Annotated in this window: 14 protein-coding genes, 1 pseudogene and 1 riboswitch; of the genes and pseudogenes, 9 read left to right on the top strand and 6 right to left on the bottom strand. The window is 43.7% G+C overall.

All coding sequences use genetic code 11. The annotated features are described in order from the left end of the window. Positions 1-308: 308 nt before the first annotated feature. Positions 309-1139 (bottom strand): PAS domain-containing protein, encoded by an 831-nt coding sequence (locus BM056_RS24755; RefSeq protein WP_092476017.1) that lies wholly within the window; start codon positions 1137-1139, stop codon positions 309-311. A 234-nt stretch (positions 1140-1373) separates the two neighbouring features. Here BM056_RS24755 and BM056_RS24750 point away from each other — a divergent pair, with 234 nt between their 5' ends. After that, complete coding sequence (locus BM056_RS24750; protein ID WP_092476014.1) at positions 1374-1895, top strand: DUF6125 family protein; 522 nt, start codon at positions 1374-1376, stop codon at positions 1893-1895. Between the two features lie 265 nt (positions 1896-2160). Here BM056_RS24750 and BM056_RS24745 read toward each other — a convergent pair whose 3' ends face one another. Both BM056_RS24745 and BM056_RS24735 read right to left on the bottom strand, forming a co-directional pair. Then, positions 2161-3684 (bottom strand): YifB family Mg chelatase-like AAA ATPase, encoded by a 1524-nt coding sequence (locus tag BM056_RS24745; RefSeq protein WP_092476011.1) that lies wholly within the window; start codon positions 3682-3684, stop codon positions 2161-2163. A gap of 1043 nt (positions 3685-4727) precedes the next feature. Then, positions 4728-5456 carry an LbetaH domain-containing protein gene (locus BM056_RS24735; protein WP_207648245.1) on the bottom strand — a complete coding sequence of 243 codons (729 nt, stop codon included), beginning with the start codon at positions 5454-5456 and terminating at the stop codon, positions 4728-4730. Between the two features lie 429 nt (positions 5457-5885). On the opposite strand from BM056_RS24735, the gene BM056_RS24730 reads away from it, so the two are divergent. Next, the gene (locus BM056_RS24730) at positions 5886-6332 is read left to right on the top strand and encodes a ferritin family protein (protein WP_092476006.1); all 447 of its coding nucleotides are present in this window, start codon (positions 5886-5888) and stop codon (positions 6330-6332) included. 386 nt (positions 6333-6718) lie between these two features. Beyond that, positions 6719-6805, top strand: a riboswitch (cyclic di-GMP riboswitch). A gap of 380 nt (positions 6806-7185) precedes the next feature. Here the strand turns inward: BM056_RS24730 and BM056_RS26490 are convergent. Continuing rightward, on the bottom strand, positions 7186-7362 hold the full coding sequence (locus BM056_RS26490) for a hypothetical protein (protein ID WP_165613711.1): 177 nt from the start codon (positions 7360-7362) through the stop codon (positions 7186-7188). A 145-nt stretch (positions 7363-7507) separates the two neighbouring features. Here BM056_RS26490 and BM056_RS24720 point away from each other — a divergent pair, with 145 nt between their 5' ends. The 7 genes from BM056_RS24720 to BM056_RS24690 all read left to right on the top strand — a co-directional run bounded on the left by BM056_RS24720 (position 7508) and on the right by BM056_RS24690 (position 12965). After that, complete coding sequence (locus tag BM056_RS24720; protein WP_092476000.1) at positions 7508-7747, top strand: hypothetical protein; 240 nt, start codon at positions 7508-7510, stop codon at positions 7745-7747. 203 nt (positions 7748-7950) lie between these two features. Further along, the gene (locus BM056_RS24715; RefSeq protein WP_092475997.1) at positions 7951-8223 is read left to right on the top strand and encodes an acylphosphatase; all 273 of its coding nucleotides are present in this window, start codon (positions 7951-7953) and stop codon (positions 8221-8223) included. A gap of 25 nt (positions 8224-8248) precedes the next feature. Continuing rightward, on the top strand, positions 8249-8671 hold the full coding sequence (locus BM056_RS24710; RefSeq protein ID WP_092475994.1) for a hypothetical protein: 423 nt from the start codon (positions 8249-8251) through the stop codon (positions 8669-8671). Positions 8672-8820: 149 nt separating this feature from the next. Beyond that, a complete protein-coding gene (locus tag BM056_RS24705) occupies positions 8821-9522 on the top strand; it encodes a FadR/GntR family transcriptional regulator (protein ID WP_092475992.1) in 702 nt (233 codons plus the stop codon). A gap of 139 nt (positions 9523-9661) precedes the next feature. Continuing rightward, the gene (locus tag BM056_RS24700) at positions 9662-10786 is read left to right on the top strand and encodes a 2-hydroxyacyl-CoA dehydratase family protein (RefSeq protein ID WP_092475989.1); all 1125 of its coding nucleotides are present in this window, start codon (positions 9662-9664) and stop codon (positions 10784-10786) included. A gap of 31 nt (positions 10787-10817) precedes the next feature. Beyond that, positions 10818-12041, top strand: a complete 1224-nt coding sequence (locus BM056_RS24695) for a 2-hydroxyacyl-CoA dehydratase subunit D (protein WP_092475986.1) — start codon at positions 10818-10820, stop codon at positions 12039-12041. A gap of 141 nt (positions 12042-12182) precedes the next feature. Further along, complete coding sequence (locus BM056_RS24690; RefSeq protein WP_092475983.1) at positions 12183-12965, top strand: acyl-CoA dehydratase activase; 783 nt, start codon at positions 12183-12185, stop codon at positions 12963-12965. A gap of 734 nt (positions 12966-13699) precedes the next feature. Here BM056_RS24690 and BM056_RS24685 read toward each other — a convergent pair. Next, positions 13700-14643, bottom strand: a pseudogene (locus BM056_RS24685) (transposase); the annotation flags it as partial. 112 nt (positions 14644-14755) lie between these two features. Next, a complete protein-coding gene (gene ltrA, locus BM056_RS24680; RefSeq protein WP_092475980.1) occupies positions 14756-16504 on the bottom strand; it encodes a group II intron reverse transcriptase/maturase in 1749 nt (582 codons plus the stop codon). Between the last annotated feature and the right edge of the window lie 282 nt (positions 16505-16786).

Raw genomic sequence — 16786 nt, 5'->3', positions numbered from 1 at the left:
CCGTACTAAAAGGTCACCTAAGCATGGATCGCCTTACTAAACGGGGGATTGACAAAGCTTTTAACGATATCATGATTTGTCTGATTACGTTTCTTGCTGGAACCATTGTTCAGCTTAAAGATAAAGCATTACCAAATGTAGCTTAGTAGCAATGATTTAATATTTGCTTTGCTTTTTTGTGTCTGTTAATTGGGGTGATTTCTACTCTTTTTTAGAGTTAATTTGTTCAATTCCATCTTTACTTCAAATAAATAGGTTAATTTTGGTAAACCTATGCTTTAGTATGATATTCTCTTTTTTATGTCAGTTTAAAATTTTGAATTCTGCAATTGGCTCTTATCTGTAGGATCCAAAATTACAATTCCTTCGGGCGAACTTTCAAACAGCTTTTTAAAATAGGCCTGTTGCAGATCCAGTTTTTCTTGCATCAGCTTTTGCTCGGTAACGTCCCTGACAATCCCGCGAAAGCCTGTCTTATCTCCCTCTGTATTTTTAATTAGTGAAATGGATGTTTCAACATACCGTATGGTTTGATCTTTTTTGACTGTTTGCAAGTTATAAAGTTTAACGGGTTCACCCAAACGATAGACTCTGTTAAAGGTTTCAAATACCTTTTTAGAATAATTTTCTCTTGTATACCGGCGGAAATTCATGCCGAGAAGTTCTTCCCTGGCATACCCGGTCATCTCACACAAAGAATCATTGAAAAAGGTCAGATTGCCGGTGAGATCCACCTCAAAATACCCGTCTTCGATACTTTCCAAAATATTTTTATATCTCTTTTCACTCTTTAGCAATTCGGTTATATCCATCACCTGGCCCAATATAGCCGGGCGGCCATTGTGTTCAATAACAGAAAAATATCCTCTTAGATAAATGATTTCTCCCGAACGTTTAACTGCCCTGAACTCATACTCATCTAAAACATTCTCACCAGCCAGCCTGCTTAAAGCTTTTGCGGCCACATAGGAACGATCCTCGTGGTATACTAGCTGTTCAAAGGGCAGTTTCAAAAGCTCCTTGACCGAGTAGCCCGAAATTTTAGACATCATGGGGTTGACCAGTTTGAAAAAACCGTCCTGCACAACATAAATTGGCAAGGGGGAAGAATAAAAAGTATCACGAAAATCTATATTCATCCGGTTTCCCTCTTTCGACCATAAATAACATGCTAAATTTTACTAATTACTACATTCATCCCACTATTTCCTTTAAAAATTAAAAAATTATCTGTAAGTCCATTTAAAGCAAAGACAACAACCGCCCGGGCGGCATATCGTACCGGCGGCAGTTAACTATTCATGTGGCATGATCTTTGCAATATTCAAGCATAATCTAATACTCTCTATCCCCGTTAACAGGAAGGAGGAGCTATATTGTTAATCAATAACATTCAAGATTTAACCAAGGAGCAATTACTCGAATTCGTAACAGATCTGAGCAAACGCTGGCTCGCCCATGACGGCCTTTGGTTTCAAGCCGTGGAAAAGAAGCACGGCATGGATGAAGCTATTGAAGCTGATGCCGCTGCCTGGGAGAAATTTACAGCTATTGAGGCTAACAGAATTAAGCAGTTTTTAAACTTGCCGGAACAGGGCGGCCTGGAGGCACTGGATCTGGCGCTTAGATTCCGTCTTTATGCCTTTATTAATCAGCAGGAGACTATTTGGGAAGGACCAAATAAACTGGTTTTCCGGATGACCAATTGCCGGGTACAATCCGCCAGGGAGCGCAAAAAAATGCCCTTTTTCCCGTGCAAGCCGGTTGGTATTGTAGAATACAGCGGTTTTGCCAAAACCATTGACCCGCGGATTAAAACCCGCTGCATTTGCTGTCCGCCCGACCAACCTGAAGAAGGGTGTTACTGCGCCTGGGAGTTTACTTTAGATGATTAAATGTAAACAGTTAATACACATATGTCTGTAATAGAAGGCATGCACGATAATTATAACAATAAATATTTTATAAAAACCCGTTTTTTATTGAACGGGTTTAGTTTTTTGCATGTTAAATTTAAAATTAACTGCCGGCTGGAAGCATTTCACTTAGTTTTAGGTATCACCTACCATAACCCAATTGGCTGCCATGATTTAGTAATTTATTAAAAAAATTATTCATATTTGTTAACAAATGTGTACATAGTTTTATTTAAAGACATAATCAACCCCAATATTTCCTTTCCATGCCGCGGTATTGAATTGCCTCGGCTATATGTTCAACCTTGATTTCCTTCTTCCCGGCCAGATCGGCAATAGTGCGGGCGACTTTTATTATTTTATTATAGGCCCGGGCGCTTAAATCCAGCCTCTCAAAAGCGGAGCGCAGCAGCTGCAGCGCCTCTTGTTTTAAAGGACAGTATTTTTTAATCTGGGCGGGAGTCATTTCGGAATTGGTCATCTCAGTTCCAAACCGTTCAATCTGGACCGTTCTGGCCTGTTTAACTCTTAATCGAATAGCTTCGGAGCTTTCGCCGGGTGCGCTGTTTTCCAGATCGTTAAATGTCAGGCGGGGAACATCTATTTGCAAATCAAAGCGGTCCAGCAGCGGCCCGGAAAGACGATTCAGGTATCTTTGCACCTGCATGGGAGTACAAGAGCATTCTCTCTCCTGATCACCTAAAAAACCGCACGGACAAGGGTTCATTGAAGCGACCAGCATTATTGCGGCAGGAAAGGTAACAGATGAATGTACCCTTGAAACAGTTATAATACCATCCTCCAGTGGTTGACGCAAAGCTTCAAGAGCATCCCGTTTAAATTCCGCCACCTCATCCAGAAAAAGAAGCCCTCTGTGAGCCAAGCTTATTTCTCCCGGCTTGGGGTATTTACCACCGCCAACCAGCGCCGAAGTCGATACATTATGATGAGGAGCTCTGAAAGGACGTTCAGTTATCAGGGGCCGACCGGGCGGCAATAAGCCCGCGAGACTGTATAACTTGGTTATTTCCAGGGCCTCGGCGGGAGTAAGCGCCGGGAGTATGCCAGGTAAGCGGCGGGCCAGCATGGTTTTGCCGGAGCCGGGCGAGCCCAACATAATTACATTATGCCCCCCTGCTGCGGCTACTTCCAAAGCCCGTTTAACCGCCAGGTGCCCCCTAACTTCGGACATGTCCGCTTTATACCCGTTTTCTTGCCATAACTCCTCCATATTTACGAAATGGGGCAGTATCTCTTCCTCACTTTTCAGATGGTTGATTAATTGCACCAAACTGCGGGCCGGGTAAACTTCTATATTCTGCACCATCGCTGCCTCATCGGCATTCTCTGCAGGTACAACCACCCGGCGGTATCCGTCGGAAGGCAGCATCGCCACCCTGGGCAGAACTCCGTTAATACCTCGAATCGAACCATCCAGAGATAGTTCACCTAAAAACACATAACCATGCAGCAGCGCCGGGTCTATTTGTTCCGTTGAGGCCAGTATGCCAAGGGATATGGCAAGATCGTATATCGGGCCTTCCTTTTTTAAATCAGCGGGAGCCAGGTTAACGGTAATCCTTCTGGGAGGATAATCATAGCCCACATTTTTAATGGCCGCCCTAACCCGGTCTTTGGCCTCACGCACAGCGGCGTCGGGTAATCCAACTATATCAAGCCCGGGTAACCCACTTGATACATCCACCTCCACCTGAACGATACACCCGTCCAAGCCTTTTAGTGCCAGACTTCTAACAATTGTTAACATTACCATTCCCTCCGATTTTTTCTTTCGCCGAAGAAAATGGAAATCCCTGCATTTCTTTTACATTTCTCGCGAACCACCGGGATATAGATGTTAAATGGGACACTGGGACAGCTACCATGCCCGCTTAGTTAATTATATTTAGTTATAACTTCTATAACTAAGGAATAATCCCACCGTAATAACAGTGGGATTATTCAAAAAACCTTTTAATATTACCTATAACAACATGTAAAATAAGTAATCACATCTTGTAAAGCTGGTTTTTGCAAACCTAAAAATGTGGTTGTTTTTTTCACATTAACCCCATTCATTTTCAGTAAACTTTATCATAAATATCATCCTCCTTAAGAGTGAACTACCCCCCCCCTTCGTTCCGCTCAGGAAGGGGCTTCCATGAGCGAAACAAAGTTACGGACTTTAAAACAAAAACTGTCTTGACACAGAACGCTTGTTCCAATACAATAAACAAAACAAATGTTCTGGTAATAGGTGATAACTTATGCTTAATAATGATGATTACCAAATTTATAAGGCTATTCTCTGGTTCATTGTGGACAACGAGAAAATGCCTAGCATTCAGGACCTATCAGTAAAATTAAATATGCCCCCAAACCAGATCAGGCCCAGACTTCAAATCCTGGAAACAGAAGGGTTAATTAAAAGCCAAGCAAATGGCATTAAAATCATTAAGGATTTAATATGGTGCAACAGACGGGATAGACCTTGTTATAGCTAAAAACCAAAACCCCCAAGCCATTTGGCTTGAGGGTTATATTTTATCCCACGTTTGCCGTTTAACTTATGGTTTTTTTCAGGCTTGTCCGTCATTTTTATGCCGGTAGATTTTGCACACCAACTTTTTGTACCTTAAAATAGTTGCCCAAGCGTTGTCATACTTGGGTTTTTAGACAAAGATTTAATGTATTTACCAAAAACACCTTTCCGTTTGTAGCATGGAAGTGACCAAACTCCCAATTCCCAAACAGAAAGGTGTCTGACTCACATGCTTTTTAAAATTAGTTTTAAATTAGATTGTTATTATATTATTCACTGTCTTTTAAGTATCCTTCGGCTAACTGTTCGTTAACATGGAGAACACCGGCATTAAGATCCTTGAAAACATAAGAATCTGTTATTTCAGGCAAGTTGTCAGCAGCATCCTGGGTTTTGATAATTTCACCGGCCGGCACATACCTGCCATCAGGAATGCTTACACCGATAATTTTGGCTGCGGGTTCAATTACTACATTATCACCTACACGTGCTTTAAAGACAAATGCTTGCATACCAACGAAAGTATGGTTACCCACTACAGCAGGACCATGTACTTGACATTGATGGGCAAGGGAGACATGGTCACCAATATATACGGCATATTTATTTCCATTAACCTCCATTAGGTTTTTTTCAACCACTTCACCGTTTTCCTCTGTTTCGAGCGCGTGAAGAATTACTCCATCCTGGATATTGGTTTCGTCGCCAACCCAAATACGTTGTCCTTCATCGCCACGTACCGAGGCAAAAGGAGCTACATAAACCCCTTTGCCGATATGCACATTACCAATGACAGCGCTTTGCGGGTCGATAAAAGATTCCGGGCTGATTTCAGGGGTATCAACTTCTGCATTAAAACTAGCTATAACGTTGGGTCTAATGTTTTGCGGCCCTTCAGAGGCGCCGGCATTTGTGTCTGAGAATCCACTTAGAATGAGTATGGACAATAAAGCTGTTACAACAACCATACATAATAATATTTTTTCTTTCTTTCTCAAAGTTTCTACTCCCCCCTTCTAAATACCTATGCAATGTTACCATTTACCAATTAATTTGTCAATAATTAATTTAAATTACATAATTTGTTATATACATACTTGCCACATATTGTTTCTATATTCAGGAGCGGGATGAGGGCAGAGAAGAATTTTCATGCATTAAGGACTCACGATACCATATTGTTAAATGGGACACTGGGAGAACTACCATGCCCGTTTAATAAAGAAGACTTGGTTCAGGTGGGGTTTTGACCCCACCTGAACCAAGTCGCACTTATTTCGAGTTTATCGCCGCTAAGACTCCCGCCTGTAGAGGCGGGAGTCTTAGCGGCGATAAACGAGATTAATTATGAATAAAAAGTGTTACGTAATAGGAAAAATAAGTTATTGAAATACCAATCCAAACCATTACTTGATAGGAGTAGTTTTATGGATGATAAGAAGCTGATCGGGGAACTCAACAAAATTTTAACTCTCGAACATGGCCACCTGGGTATGTATAAAAACTATTTGGAATATGAGGATCAGGAAATCAGACGAACATTTAGGCGGTTTATGGAGATTGAAGAAGAACACATCGGTAAAATCAATACCGTAATTCGCAACCTCGGGGGAAAACCCTCCCTGACAGTTGACGGTGGAGATATAATTGGAAAATTGTTTGGGATTACCTTGAATACTGTGGCCGACATCAATGGACAGTTAAAAGTTTATAGTTTTATTGAGAAGAAATCTCACGAGGGGTATGCAAAATTTGTTTCTCAGTTGGAACAAGATACACAAGAAAGGAACCAGTTTATCGCTGAGATTGCGGCAGCGAATATGCTGGAAGCGCAGTTAATGCACCTGTGGCTGGACAATAGACGCAGATCATGAAAGCTTATTAATAAATGTCTTTTTGGGGTTAGCATAATTGTAGCCGGTCCAATTTTCATGTTTTCAAGCATCCAAATTTTTGCAAAGATTGTCGATAAAAATTATAAACTATTCCAATTTAATTGCAGGAAAATCAGTAATTTATCTATAAATATAAGCTATTATTTCATGGGAGGTGTTGGAAAATAAAGAAAAAAAATCATTACGCTGACAATGGACATTTGAGATTGTTTGACTGTCGTACAGGGATTAGTTCAAATCATTCAACCTGAAAAAGGCAATAAACACATCCATGTCATAATGGAAAACCCAAATGTTTCATACAAAAAGCTTAATGACATTATAAGTGAACTAAATACTCATTAATACAGTTCATTAATACATCATTTTTTCGCGGGCACGATGAAACGGACTTGATAAATCTGGGCATCTGCAAGTTTGTTGAGTGAGTGATGCAACCGACCGCTACAAAATAGAAATGTAGTGGTTTTTTTAGTTTTTTTTTAATTAAAGGGAGAGTATTTGTTTTGGATACCTTAACTAAACAAGATAATTTACAATCTGTGTTAGAGGATATTAGGAACCATTTAACTGTCTTAAAAGGACTGGTTCAAATTTCGTCCAATAAACAATTTTGTGAGCAAACAGAGGTGTTTATACTAGAATCAGTAAATAATGCCAATAATTTAATAACCGAGGCATTAGTTCTTATTAATAAGGATTAAGTTTTATAATTTTTCCAGTAAGCCCAATGCCACATAGAAACCTCCGCCCGCTCCTCTGTCTTGTAAGCCCATCACAAATAACTTCAGCATAATTGTCACAATCACCGGCACAACCACTTACATAATTGTCAATCTTTACGCAGCCGTACTACCGGCCCGTTTTTATGCCGGCAGATTTGGCTGGCACACCAGCCGACGACACCTTTGTTGAGCAGCTGCCGTTTAGATTGATGATTAGAAAATTTACCTTTCCTTGTCATCCGGGCCAGGAAACCGGCCGGCCCGGAACAATTTTTTTTTGCCAATTTTCCGCCTCATCTGCAGCCCCAAGTAATTACTCATGCTACCTCATATAACAACCTTCCTTCGACAATATTAATCTATTTGTTATATTCTTGTAATAAATACTTAATATTTACAGTTTATTATTCATAAAAGGAGGAAGAGACGATGTTCCAAGCAGCTAAAATTGATTTGCTATACAAACTTATAGATTCTATGACTATCATCAGGGGTTATACCCAATTAGCCAAAGAAGCCGAGCATATGAAATGGTCCAGGAATTATTTGGATATTATAATGAGGGAAATTGACCATGCCTCGTCTCTCCTGAAGGAAGTCGAAACCATTGTTGATAATGAACGCCAGATAATAAAAAAAGATAAAAAACCATTAGCTGTTTCAAACTAGATGATAATAACTCTGTGACTTACTAATCCTCCTCCCCCCCGTCAAGGGGTTATTTTTTTATCCAATAAAAAATAACGCAATAAAGCAGGTATCTAATAAACATTGCAGAAGTTGCTGCATATATAGTAGATTTGCTTTAAGTGGTTATTTTTATCGTTGCTGCGGTAGAACAAATGGTAAAATGAATAAGAAAGGTGAAATATATGGTAATAAAACATGTTTATATTTCCGGGCGGGTACAAGGAGTGTATTACCGGGAATATACCCGCAGACAGGCTGAACGGTTAGGGATTAAAGGATGGGTTAAAAACCTTTCAGACGGCCGGGTTGAAGCAATATTTGCAGGAGACGCGGCGGCGGTTGATAAAATGCTTGAATGGTGCAATCATGGGTCACCCAATGCCAATGTTACCGGAATTGAAGTTGCAGAGGGGCCTGTAGAAGAACAATTTTCTGATTTTAAAATTAAATTCTAGCAATATACGAAACGGAGTGCGATTAATGAGCAAGCCCATGCTTTTGATCCAGAGATTTCAGGAAAAACAGGAATCAGATGAAGAAAAGCAATACGCTGGTGAATTTAACGACTTAGAAATAATTGCGATAGCTATTTATGGAAAGGACGTGGAAGTTCCCTTACCCGTTGTAACCCAAAGGGTTTTTGACGGAGAAATTAAATTTAAGTTTCCCACGGAGATAACGGCAGGGGCTGCTAAAACCAGGCTGGTATATCGCTACACCCTGCCCCAGTGGCTGGAGTTACTTGAAATAACAACCTTGCCCGTCTCGCCTGCCGGACTAAAGCAAATCATGATTCCCGTGCTGCTATATCTGAAAAAAGGCTATCCTGATATATTTTCAGATGTTGAATATGACGTTAATTTTGATCCGGACCAATACGCGGAGATAATACCCGTGCAGTAAGTGAAACGCACGCCTATCTGTTTTATTAGACGTGCGTTTATATATTTTGTGGTTATGTCTTGACGCTAAATGGCAGTTGTGTTAGTTTTAACTTATTAGTGGTCGAACCAGTCAACCATTCAACTATTCCAACACTCAGGTGATTGATAATGCTGCATAAAGTTAAGAAAAGAAACCTGTACGAGGAAATTGCCAGCCAAATTATGCAAAGTATTTCCGAAGGCTATTACAAACCGGGACAGCAGCTGCCAGGCGAACGGGAAATGGCTGCCCAACTGGGCGTAAACCGCGGGTCATTGCGTGAAGCGCTGCGAGTGCTTGAATTTATGCGTGTTGTGGAAAAGCGAATTGGTGAAGGAGTTTTTATTCGCGACCCGGCCAGGGAATCAAGCCTGGAAGCCGTGGTATTTCGTTTTTTGGCTGAAGACGGCCTGGATCAGGAATCCTTGCAGGGAGCATGCGAAGCCATTGTAACCGTTGAATCCAGCATGGCCAGGCTGGCCGCGCGCCGGGCCGGGGAAAAGGATCTGGACCGCCTTAAAATACTGGTTGCTAAAATGAAACCTGATGCTGAAGATATCGATGTATTTACCGATCTGGATCAAGAATTTCACCTTCTTGTAGGCCAACTGAGCAAAAGCCCCGTATTATTCTCTGTTGCATCTACTATGTGGATAATTATGAAAAGGTATGCCCACGCATTGCACCTATATCCAGAACGCAGGCGAAAATGCGCCGAAGGACACCGCCTGATTCTAAAATCCATATGTGCGGGAAACGAGGAACAGGCTTACAAGGAAATGGAGAAGCATCTTAAAGGAGCCTTCAACGTACTGTTACCCCGGCCCTAACTCTTGATAAAGGCATAAGTTTATCGGCATTATTCAAAATTTTCACAAGAAATGCACACTTTTTTAACGCCTTACTTAAAAGGTCCCTAAAAGAAAGGGAAACTGAGACAACCTCAAATCATAATCCGGAGGTCTGAAGATGTTAAACACAGATCAGAAATTTAAGGGCATTGATCAGATTGATTTATTAATTGATGAAGCCGGTTTAAATGGAGTCAAACGCAGGGAACGTTACCCGGACCGGAAGTTTTATGGTTTTTTTTGCAGCTATCTGCCGGAAGAGCTGGTTCTGGCTGCAGGCATGCAGCCTTTACGCCTTTTCCCCTCCTCCATTCAGGGCACTCCGGCGGAACTGCCGGCCTACTGCTGTTCGCTGGCCAAAGGCACTTTAAGCCTGGCCAAACCGGGCAATTATCATGATCTGGCCGGTTATGGTTTTGTCCATACCTGCGATACTATGCAATGCCTCGGCGGGATCTGGCAAAATGTCGTAAGCCATGATAAATCCTATATGCTTGTTCCGCCGGTAATGCTTGGAGCACCGGGCGCCGCTAAATATTTCCGGATAGAAGCCGAAAACTTGTTAGCTGCTCTTGGCCGACTCACCCAAAGCAGCCCCGGCAACAGTGAAATTGCCGCTGCAATAAAACTTTGCCGGCAGGTCAGGCAACTGGCCGGGGAACTTGATCAATTGCGGCCAATGCTGCCTTCACAGCTGGTATCGGCACTGCTGCGGGCGGGACAGGTGATGCCGCGGGAGGAATATGCCTCCGCACTGCAAAATGCCTTGCCGGTGCTTAAAGAAAAGGCCGAAGAGGACGGCACCCGTAAAAAGCTGCTGGTAACGGGAGCCGTGCTGGAAAATGATAGTTTCTTTACCATGGTGGAAGAACTGGGAGGCCGGGTTGCAGCTGACGATACCTGCACCGGATACCGTCATTTTATTGAGCCCCCGGTAAAAGAGGAAACCGCAAACCTGATGCAAACTGTAATCAACCGCTATATAGAAATGCCGCCGTGCCCCTGCCGCAATAGGGGATTGGATACACGGCTAAATTATTTGGCAAGCCTGGCCCGCCGGCGCGGGGCAACAGCAGCGATAATACTAATCAGAAAATATTGCGATCCCCACGCCTGGGATGCGGTTCCACTGGCCAGGGGCCTGCGGGACGCAGGCATTCAGGCGCTGGTATTGGAATTGGAAGGTGCCGATGTTGGTGGTCAGGAGCGCACAAGACTGCAAGCATTCATGGAAAGTCTGTAAATACAAGTGCGAAAGGAGAGAGAAATCAGCCATGGGACAAGAACGGCGTTATAAACAATTAGCAAGTACCACTCAGTTAAAGAAGTTAATAACCAAATATTACGCTCTTTCCCGTTATCACCGGCTCTGGGGCAGACCGCTCAAACGGCCGCTGGCCTGGGTAACCAGCGGCGCGCCGGTTGAATTGCTCAGAGCCTTTAAAATACATCCTGTTTACCCTGAGCAGTACGCGGCCCTTTGCAGCACCGGCAAAGCCACTTTAGGGCTTTGCCGGGCTGCCGAGGCTGCCGGATATTCCCCCGACCTTTGCTCTTATGCCACCTCCAGCATTGGTACACTATTAAAACCGGACCTAGCTCCGATGCAGGGCCTTCCCAAACCGGACCTGGTGGTTGCCTGCAACAACATTTGCGGCACGGTGCTGAAGTGGTATGAAGCGTTGGCCCGCAGTTATCAAGTTCCACTGGTAGTGATTGATACGCCATTTCTGACCGGAGATATGACAGACCACGCCCAAGAGTATGTCTTGGAACAATTTAAAGATTTTATTTTACAAATGGAAAAGCTTACAGGCCGAAAATTCAACCCCGGGGAATTAGCCGCGATCAGCGATTTAAGCAATGAAGTCGTCGGCCTCTGGAAGGAAATTCGAGGTTTGTGCCAGGCCAAGCCTTCACCGTTAAACGGTCCCGATTTATTTATCCATATGGCGCCAATAGTGGTTTTGCGGGGCACCAGGGAGGCTGTGGGCTATTACAAATTGCTTAAGGATGAAGTAAAGCAAAGGGCAGAGCGCGGAGAAAGCGCCATTGAAGAGGAAAAGATCCGCCTGGTGTGGGACAACATTGCCATCTGGAGCAACCTGTTTAAGTTTTTCAAAATGTTTTCCGAGCGGGGCGCCTGCTTTGTAACCGACACCTACACGGGAGGCTGGTCCATGGAAATAGCGCCGGGAGACCCATTGGAAAGTCTGGCGGCTACATACACCGAAGTTTTTTTAAACCGCTCGCCGGAATTTCGAACCAGGCAAATTGTTGACCTGATCAAAGAATTTAAAGCTGACGGCTTCGTAATGCATTCCAACCGTTCCTGCAAACCTTATTCGCTGGTACAAGAGGTTATTAGAAAACGGGTGATGCAGGAAACCGGCGTGCCCGGTTTGATGGTCGAGGCGGATATGGCCGACCCGCGCGCCTTCGCTGAAGAACCCATACGCAACCGGGTCCAGGCGTTTTTAGAAACATTAAGTGTTTGATCTCGTTAACCGCCGCTAAAACTCCCGCCTCTAAATGCGGGAGTTAAGCGGCGATAAACTCGAAATAAGTGCGACTAAGGTTCAGGTGGGGTCAAAACCCCACCTGAACCAAGTCTTCTTTACTAAACCGGAGGTGTAATAGTGGCTAAATTTTATCTGGGTGTCGATATAGGATCACTCACTACCAAAGTTGTTTTAATAAATGAAGCGGCGGAAATCGTGGGCCGGGCCACCGGCAGGTCCGGCTATAGCGGCAAGGAGATTGCATTGCGCCTGACGGCGGATTTACTGGAAAGCAACGGGTTAAAAAACGAAGATGTTGTTGCAACTGTTGCCACCGGTTACGGGCGGGTCACTTTTCCGGCTGATAGAGAAATTTCGGAAATCACCTGCCAGGCCCGGGGTATTGCCCATTTGTTCAACGGGGTCGGAACAGTTATAGATATTGGCGGGCAGGACAGTAAAGTGATTAAACTACTGCCCGGCGGAAAAGTTGCTGATTTTGCCATGAATGACAAATGCGCGGCGGGAACCGGCCGCTTCCTGGAAGTTATGGCCGGAGCGCTGGAGGTAAAAGTTGAAGACCTGGGTGACCTGGCAAGCCAAGCCGGGGAAAGCTGTCCCATATCCTCAATTTGCACGGTATTTGCCGAATCCGAAATAATATCCCATATTTCGACGGGCAAAGCCAAGCCTGATATCGTAGCCGGGGTTTGTGATTCCGTGGCGGCCCGGGTAGCCTCCATGACCGCCAGGACTGGATTGGAGCAGGAAGTTGTTTTTACCGGCGGAGTGGCACGCAACAATGGTGTGGTCAACGCCCTGGCCAAACACTTGGGCTGCAGCCTTTCGGTTCCTCCCGAGCCGGAAATAACGGCGGCCCTGGGCGCCGCCCTGTCCGCACTTGGCTTAAGTAAGAACTAAATGAATCCATGAAACCGGGCATTTGCTTATCTACGATTATAGAAGAATCTGAAGTTCTTGCAAAAAGTATTGTATAACAAAGTGCTTATATAACACTTGACCGATTCGATTCCCTTAGATACCGGCCTAAAAACATCATTTTAGAATCTTAAAAATCCCTTGTTCTAAGAGGGATTTTTTTATGATTTAGGTTGTATTTTTATTATCTAATTTACCTTTATAAGTGAAAGGGTCAACTGAAAAGAAATTTTATGAGCTTGGGAACGGCTATAAATTTCTTTGTTCCCTTCAGTGAATCTTTTTAAATTTATATTGAAAGGAAGTGTTTGCAGTGGCTCAATATAGCTATTCTTTCAGAGCAACTCCGAATGATACGGTACCCGCAAACTCTACGTTTTATGTGCCTAATGGCTCCGTGTCTGTGGTAATTTCAAATGCCAGTAGTGACGTATCGAACTGGACACTTGGATTAATATTGCGGAATCAGAATACCGGAAATACTACTCCTATTCACACAGTGACTTCAAGTAATCCGTCTACCGTGTTTACGGACATGATCGCTGGAAATTATCAACTGCTTTTGAGAAGTGCTTCTGATTGGGTGATCGGCACAGTCACCATTTACACCAGTTAAATTGGTCTGGCAACCCAAGAAGCGGCCTGCTCACCTAAGGTGGGCGGGCCGCTTCTATGACTCCAGAAAATCATACTAAATAGGGTTTGCTGAACCGATCCTAATTTCTATTAAAACAGCATAATGTTGGTCCAAAAAGAGCTCGATCGAACTGGAATATGTGTCGCAGAAAATAGAACAAAAGAACACGGAGCCTACGTTCTAAGTTCATTACTAGGAACTGTAGACAGATCACGCTTTCGGCAGTCTCTTTTAGGCGCGTCATAATACGCGCCAAACCGTAGCGGCGCTTACCTTCTCCAAATTTGGACTCCACCGCATTGCGTTCGCTGGCATCCTGCCGTTCCAGGCGTTTTTGTTCTTTCTGTATATCTTTGTTAGCCGATGGTCTTCCTAATCTTGGACCGCTGAGCCGGATGCCATATTGTTCACAGTACCGAAGATTCTTAGCATTTCGGTAGATTTTGTCAGCCTGAACGGCTTCAGGATAGTGCCCGTACCTTTTGCGGAAGCATTCTACCGATTCTATCAAGGTTATACCTTCATTGAAGTTGTCCCAACTCAATTTTTCCACATAGGCGTAGCCGTCTACAATACTGATGGCTACTTTGGCACCGAATTCTGTATCGGCTGTGGCTTTACCCCGGACAATGGGGCGCACATGAGGTTGGCTAATGCTGACAATACGATCATTTACCTTGTGAGTGCGGTGGGTATGCATATAGAGCTGCTGTTCATAGAGTGCACGTATGGTTTGTAGCGTTTCCAAATGCTTCTGGCTAAGCCGTGCCCGTCACCTGCCATAGCAAGCAGGCGGTCTACGGCACCAAGGTTGCGCCTCACATAGCGCAGCTGCTTGCCAACAGCTTTACGAATAGCTTTCTTACCGGGCTTCTTGTTTTTAACAATGTAGAGGTAGTCTCTACGGGCAACCTGTCGATAAGTGCGCGGTCTTTTGCCTGGTTTGCCAAGAGTCTTGTGTATGATATCGATAATGTCATCCAACTTCTCCCTGGCTTCGTTTAGCAAGGATAGTAGAATAGGTGCGAACCGACCCACCTGACTTACGCCAGGCAGTTTGACGCCCGCACCCTTCCCCAAATCGGACGTGCGCCTTTCAGCGCATCCGGCTTTCCACCGGATTTTACGTTTCTTGCTAGTTTTTGGCCAATTGTCTTTTGTATGTCTTGTTATAACAGTTTCGACACAGTGTTACCAGACTATCAGGTGAATTGGAAGACATAGTTACTATAAAGCTTTTCCAGGTTGTATGCTTACCACAAATGCGACATCTGCCCCTATCTCTTTTGACAACATCTAATCTAATTTGCTGCCAATCTTGTCCATATTCCGGGTGAATATGAAGCTGCTGAAAACGTATATCTGACATGAGTTTCTTAAGACGTTTGTTTTCTTCCAGCTTTTCTCTTTCTTCCTTAATGTATGGATTTAATTGGGAGTGTTTAGGTTCGTACTCAATGGGGTAATGAATCAGGCTATCAACAATTCTTGCCCTCTTTTTTTCTTTATCTATCCAGACCCCAAAATTATCTTTACCAAACCTGCGGTTGCGCTTATTTGCGTCATATTTATAGGCGATATAATGTTTCCGGTGATGTTTTCTGCGGAGAGTGCGTCCCCTGGTGCAATAGCGTTTCATAGTAGTGTAAAATATATTCCACCACAGGTAGTAATCCAGGCGATTAAATGTTGTTTTAGAGTTGACCCTACGGTAGTATTCACCAAAGCCCCTTAGGTAGCTATTCATTGTTGCAATCCACAATTCATCCGGCATGTAGAAAAGCATGCGGCGTATTCTCTTGGTTGTTTGCCAGAATTTTTGCAGCGCCTTCTTGCTGGGTTTTATCAATGTGCTCGCTTTATTTTGCCGGTAATAACGCCGGATATTGAACCCAAGGAAATCAATGCCGTTAACTATGTGAGTGATTAGCGTTTTATCTTCCGAGAGCCTGAGATGGAGATTTGCTTGAAGAAATTCCGATATTATTTGCTTAATCTCCATAGCCTGCTGCTTCGTTCCCTTAACTAGCACCGTCCAGTCATCGGCATATCTTACGATAAAAACCTTGTATTTGGCCTTGTTTCTACGGCGTTGAGGTAAATCCTCATACATTTTAGAAACATACCAGTCCAGCTCATTAAGGTAAATATTTCCAAGAAGGGGAGATATAATGCCTCCCTGGGGCGTGCCCATATCTGATATTTCCCATCCTTGCTCTGTTAACACTCCGGCTTTCAGTAGTATCTGAATTAGTTCCAGAATGTCAGGGTCTTTTATAGTGCGATTTATTATGCTTAGAAGAGTGTCATGGTTTACTTTATCAAAGAAGGATTTTATATCACCCTCGACTACCCATTCATAGTTCCATCTGGTAATGAATTTTATTCTTTCTACCGCATGGTGCGTACTACGAAATGGGCGAAAGCCATATGAGTGTGGGTGAAACTTGCCTTCGTAAATGGGTTCCAGTATGAGCTTGAGCATTTCCTGGACGACTCTATCTTTTATTGTAGGGATTCCCAGCGGTCTTTTCTCGCCCGGCTTGTTCGGCTTTGGAATGTATACTCTTCTTACCGGGTTGGGACTGTATTGATGATGTCGCAGTTCTGAAATTATTTGATTTCTTAGCTTTTTTCGCTGCTCCCAGTCTTGATAGTCCTTTCGAGTTTCTCCGTCTATTCCTGGTGTTCTTGAACCTTTATTTTTGAGAACTTTGTTTATGGCTACGTCAACTAGCTTTGCCCAGGTCAGGGTTCGGTACAGTCGATTAAAAGTTTTACCCTGGGCCTGTCTGAACGCAAGCTGTTCCTGCATTCGTGCTACCCACATCCGGTTATATCCCTCGATTGTTTGAGGAATATTCGGCGCGGTGCCTGTACCCATGCGACACCACTTCCTTTATTGTGAAGTGGCCCTACTAGCAAAAAGGCTTTATCCGGCTGCCTCCCTTCGCCATGTGGACAGCTTTCCCGCCCTCGGACTACTACGGAGGCTCCGCCCTGCATTACCCACTTCAACGACAGCTATCCATTCCCATAGGGACCGGGTAACACAGTTCCCACGTTCACAGCTATTTAGCCCCTTTAAGGAATTTGAGTCTTATCCCCAAATGATATAAACTTTAAAACGGGAAGGGGATAAGCATGAAAGGTAAAAGATATCCAA

The sequence above is a fragment of the Desulfotruncus arcticus DSM 17038 genome (assembly GCF_900113335.1).
In the GTDB taxonomy this organism is placed as follows: domain Bacteria; phylum Bacillota; class Desulfotomaculia; order Desulfotomaculales; family Desulfallaceae; genus Desulfotruncus; species Desulfotruncus arcticus.
The sequence above is the reverse complement of the archived record's forward strand: the minus strand, read 5'-3'. Positions and strand labels throughout refer to the sequence as shown.

Excerpts from the sequence above, each read along its gene's own strand:
- BM056_RS24715 (WP_092475997.1), top strand. The coding sequence starts at position 7,951 with ATGGTAATAAAACATGTTTATATTTCCGGGCGGGTACAAGGAGTGTAT.
- BM056_RS24745 (WP_092476011.1), bottom strand. The coding sequence starts at position 3,684 with ATGTTAACAATTGTTAGAAGTCTGGCACTAAAAGGCTTGGACGGGTGT.
- BM056_RS24755 (WP_092476017.1), bottom strand. The coding sequence starts at position 1,139 with ATGAATATAGATTTTCGTGATACTTTTTATTCTTCCCCCTTGCCAATT.
- BM056_RS24730 (WP_092476006.1), top strand. The coding sequence starts at position 5,886 with ATGGATGATAAGAAGCTGATCGGGGAACTCAACAAAATTTTAACTCTC.
- BM056_RS24695 (WP_092475986.1), top strand. The coding sequence starts at position 10,818 with ATGGGACAAGAACGGCGTTATAAACAATTAGCAAGTACCACTCAGTTA.
- BM056_RS24720 (WP_092476000.1), top strand. The coding sequence starts at position 7,508 with ATGTTCCAAGCAGCTAAAATTGATTTGCTATACAAACTTATAGATTCT.
- ltrA (WP_092475980.1), bottom strand. The coding sequence starts at position 16,504 with ATGGGTACAGGCACCGCGCCGAATATTCCTCAAACAATCGAGGGATAT.
- BM056_RS24700 (WP_092475989.1), top strand. The coding sequence starts at position 9,662 with ATGTTAAACACAGATCAGAAATTTAAGGGCATTGATCAGATTGATTTA.
- BM056_RS24705 (WP_092475992.1), top strand. The coding sequence starts at position 8,821 with ATGCTGCATAAAGTTAAGAAAAGAAACCTGTACGAGGAAATTGCCAGC.
- BM056_RS24710 (WP_092475994.1), top strand. The coding sequence starts at position 8,249 with ATGAGCAAGCCCATGCTTTTGATCCAGAGATTTCAGGAAAAACAGGAA.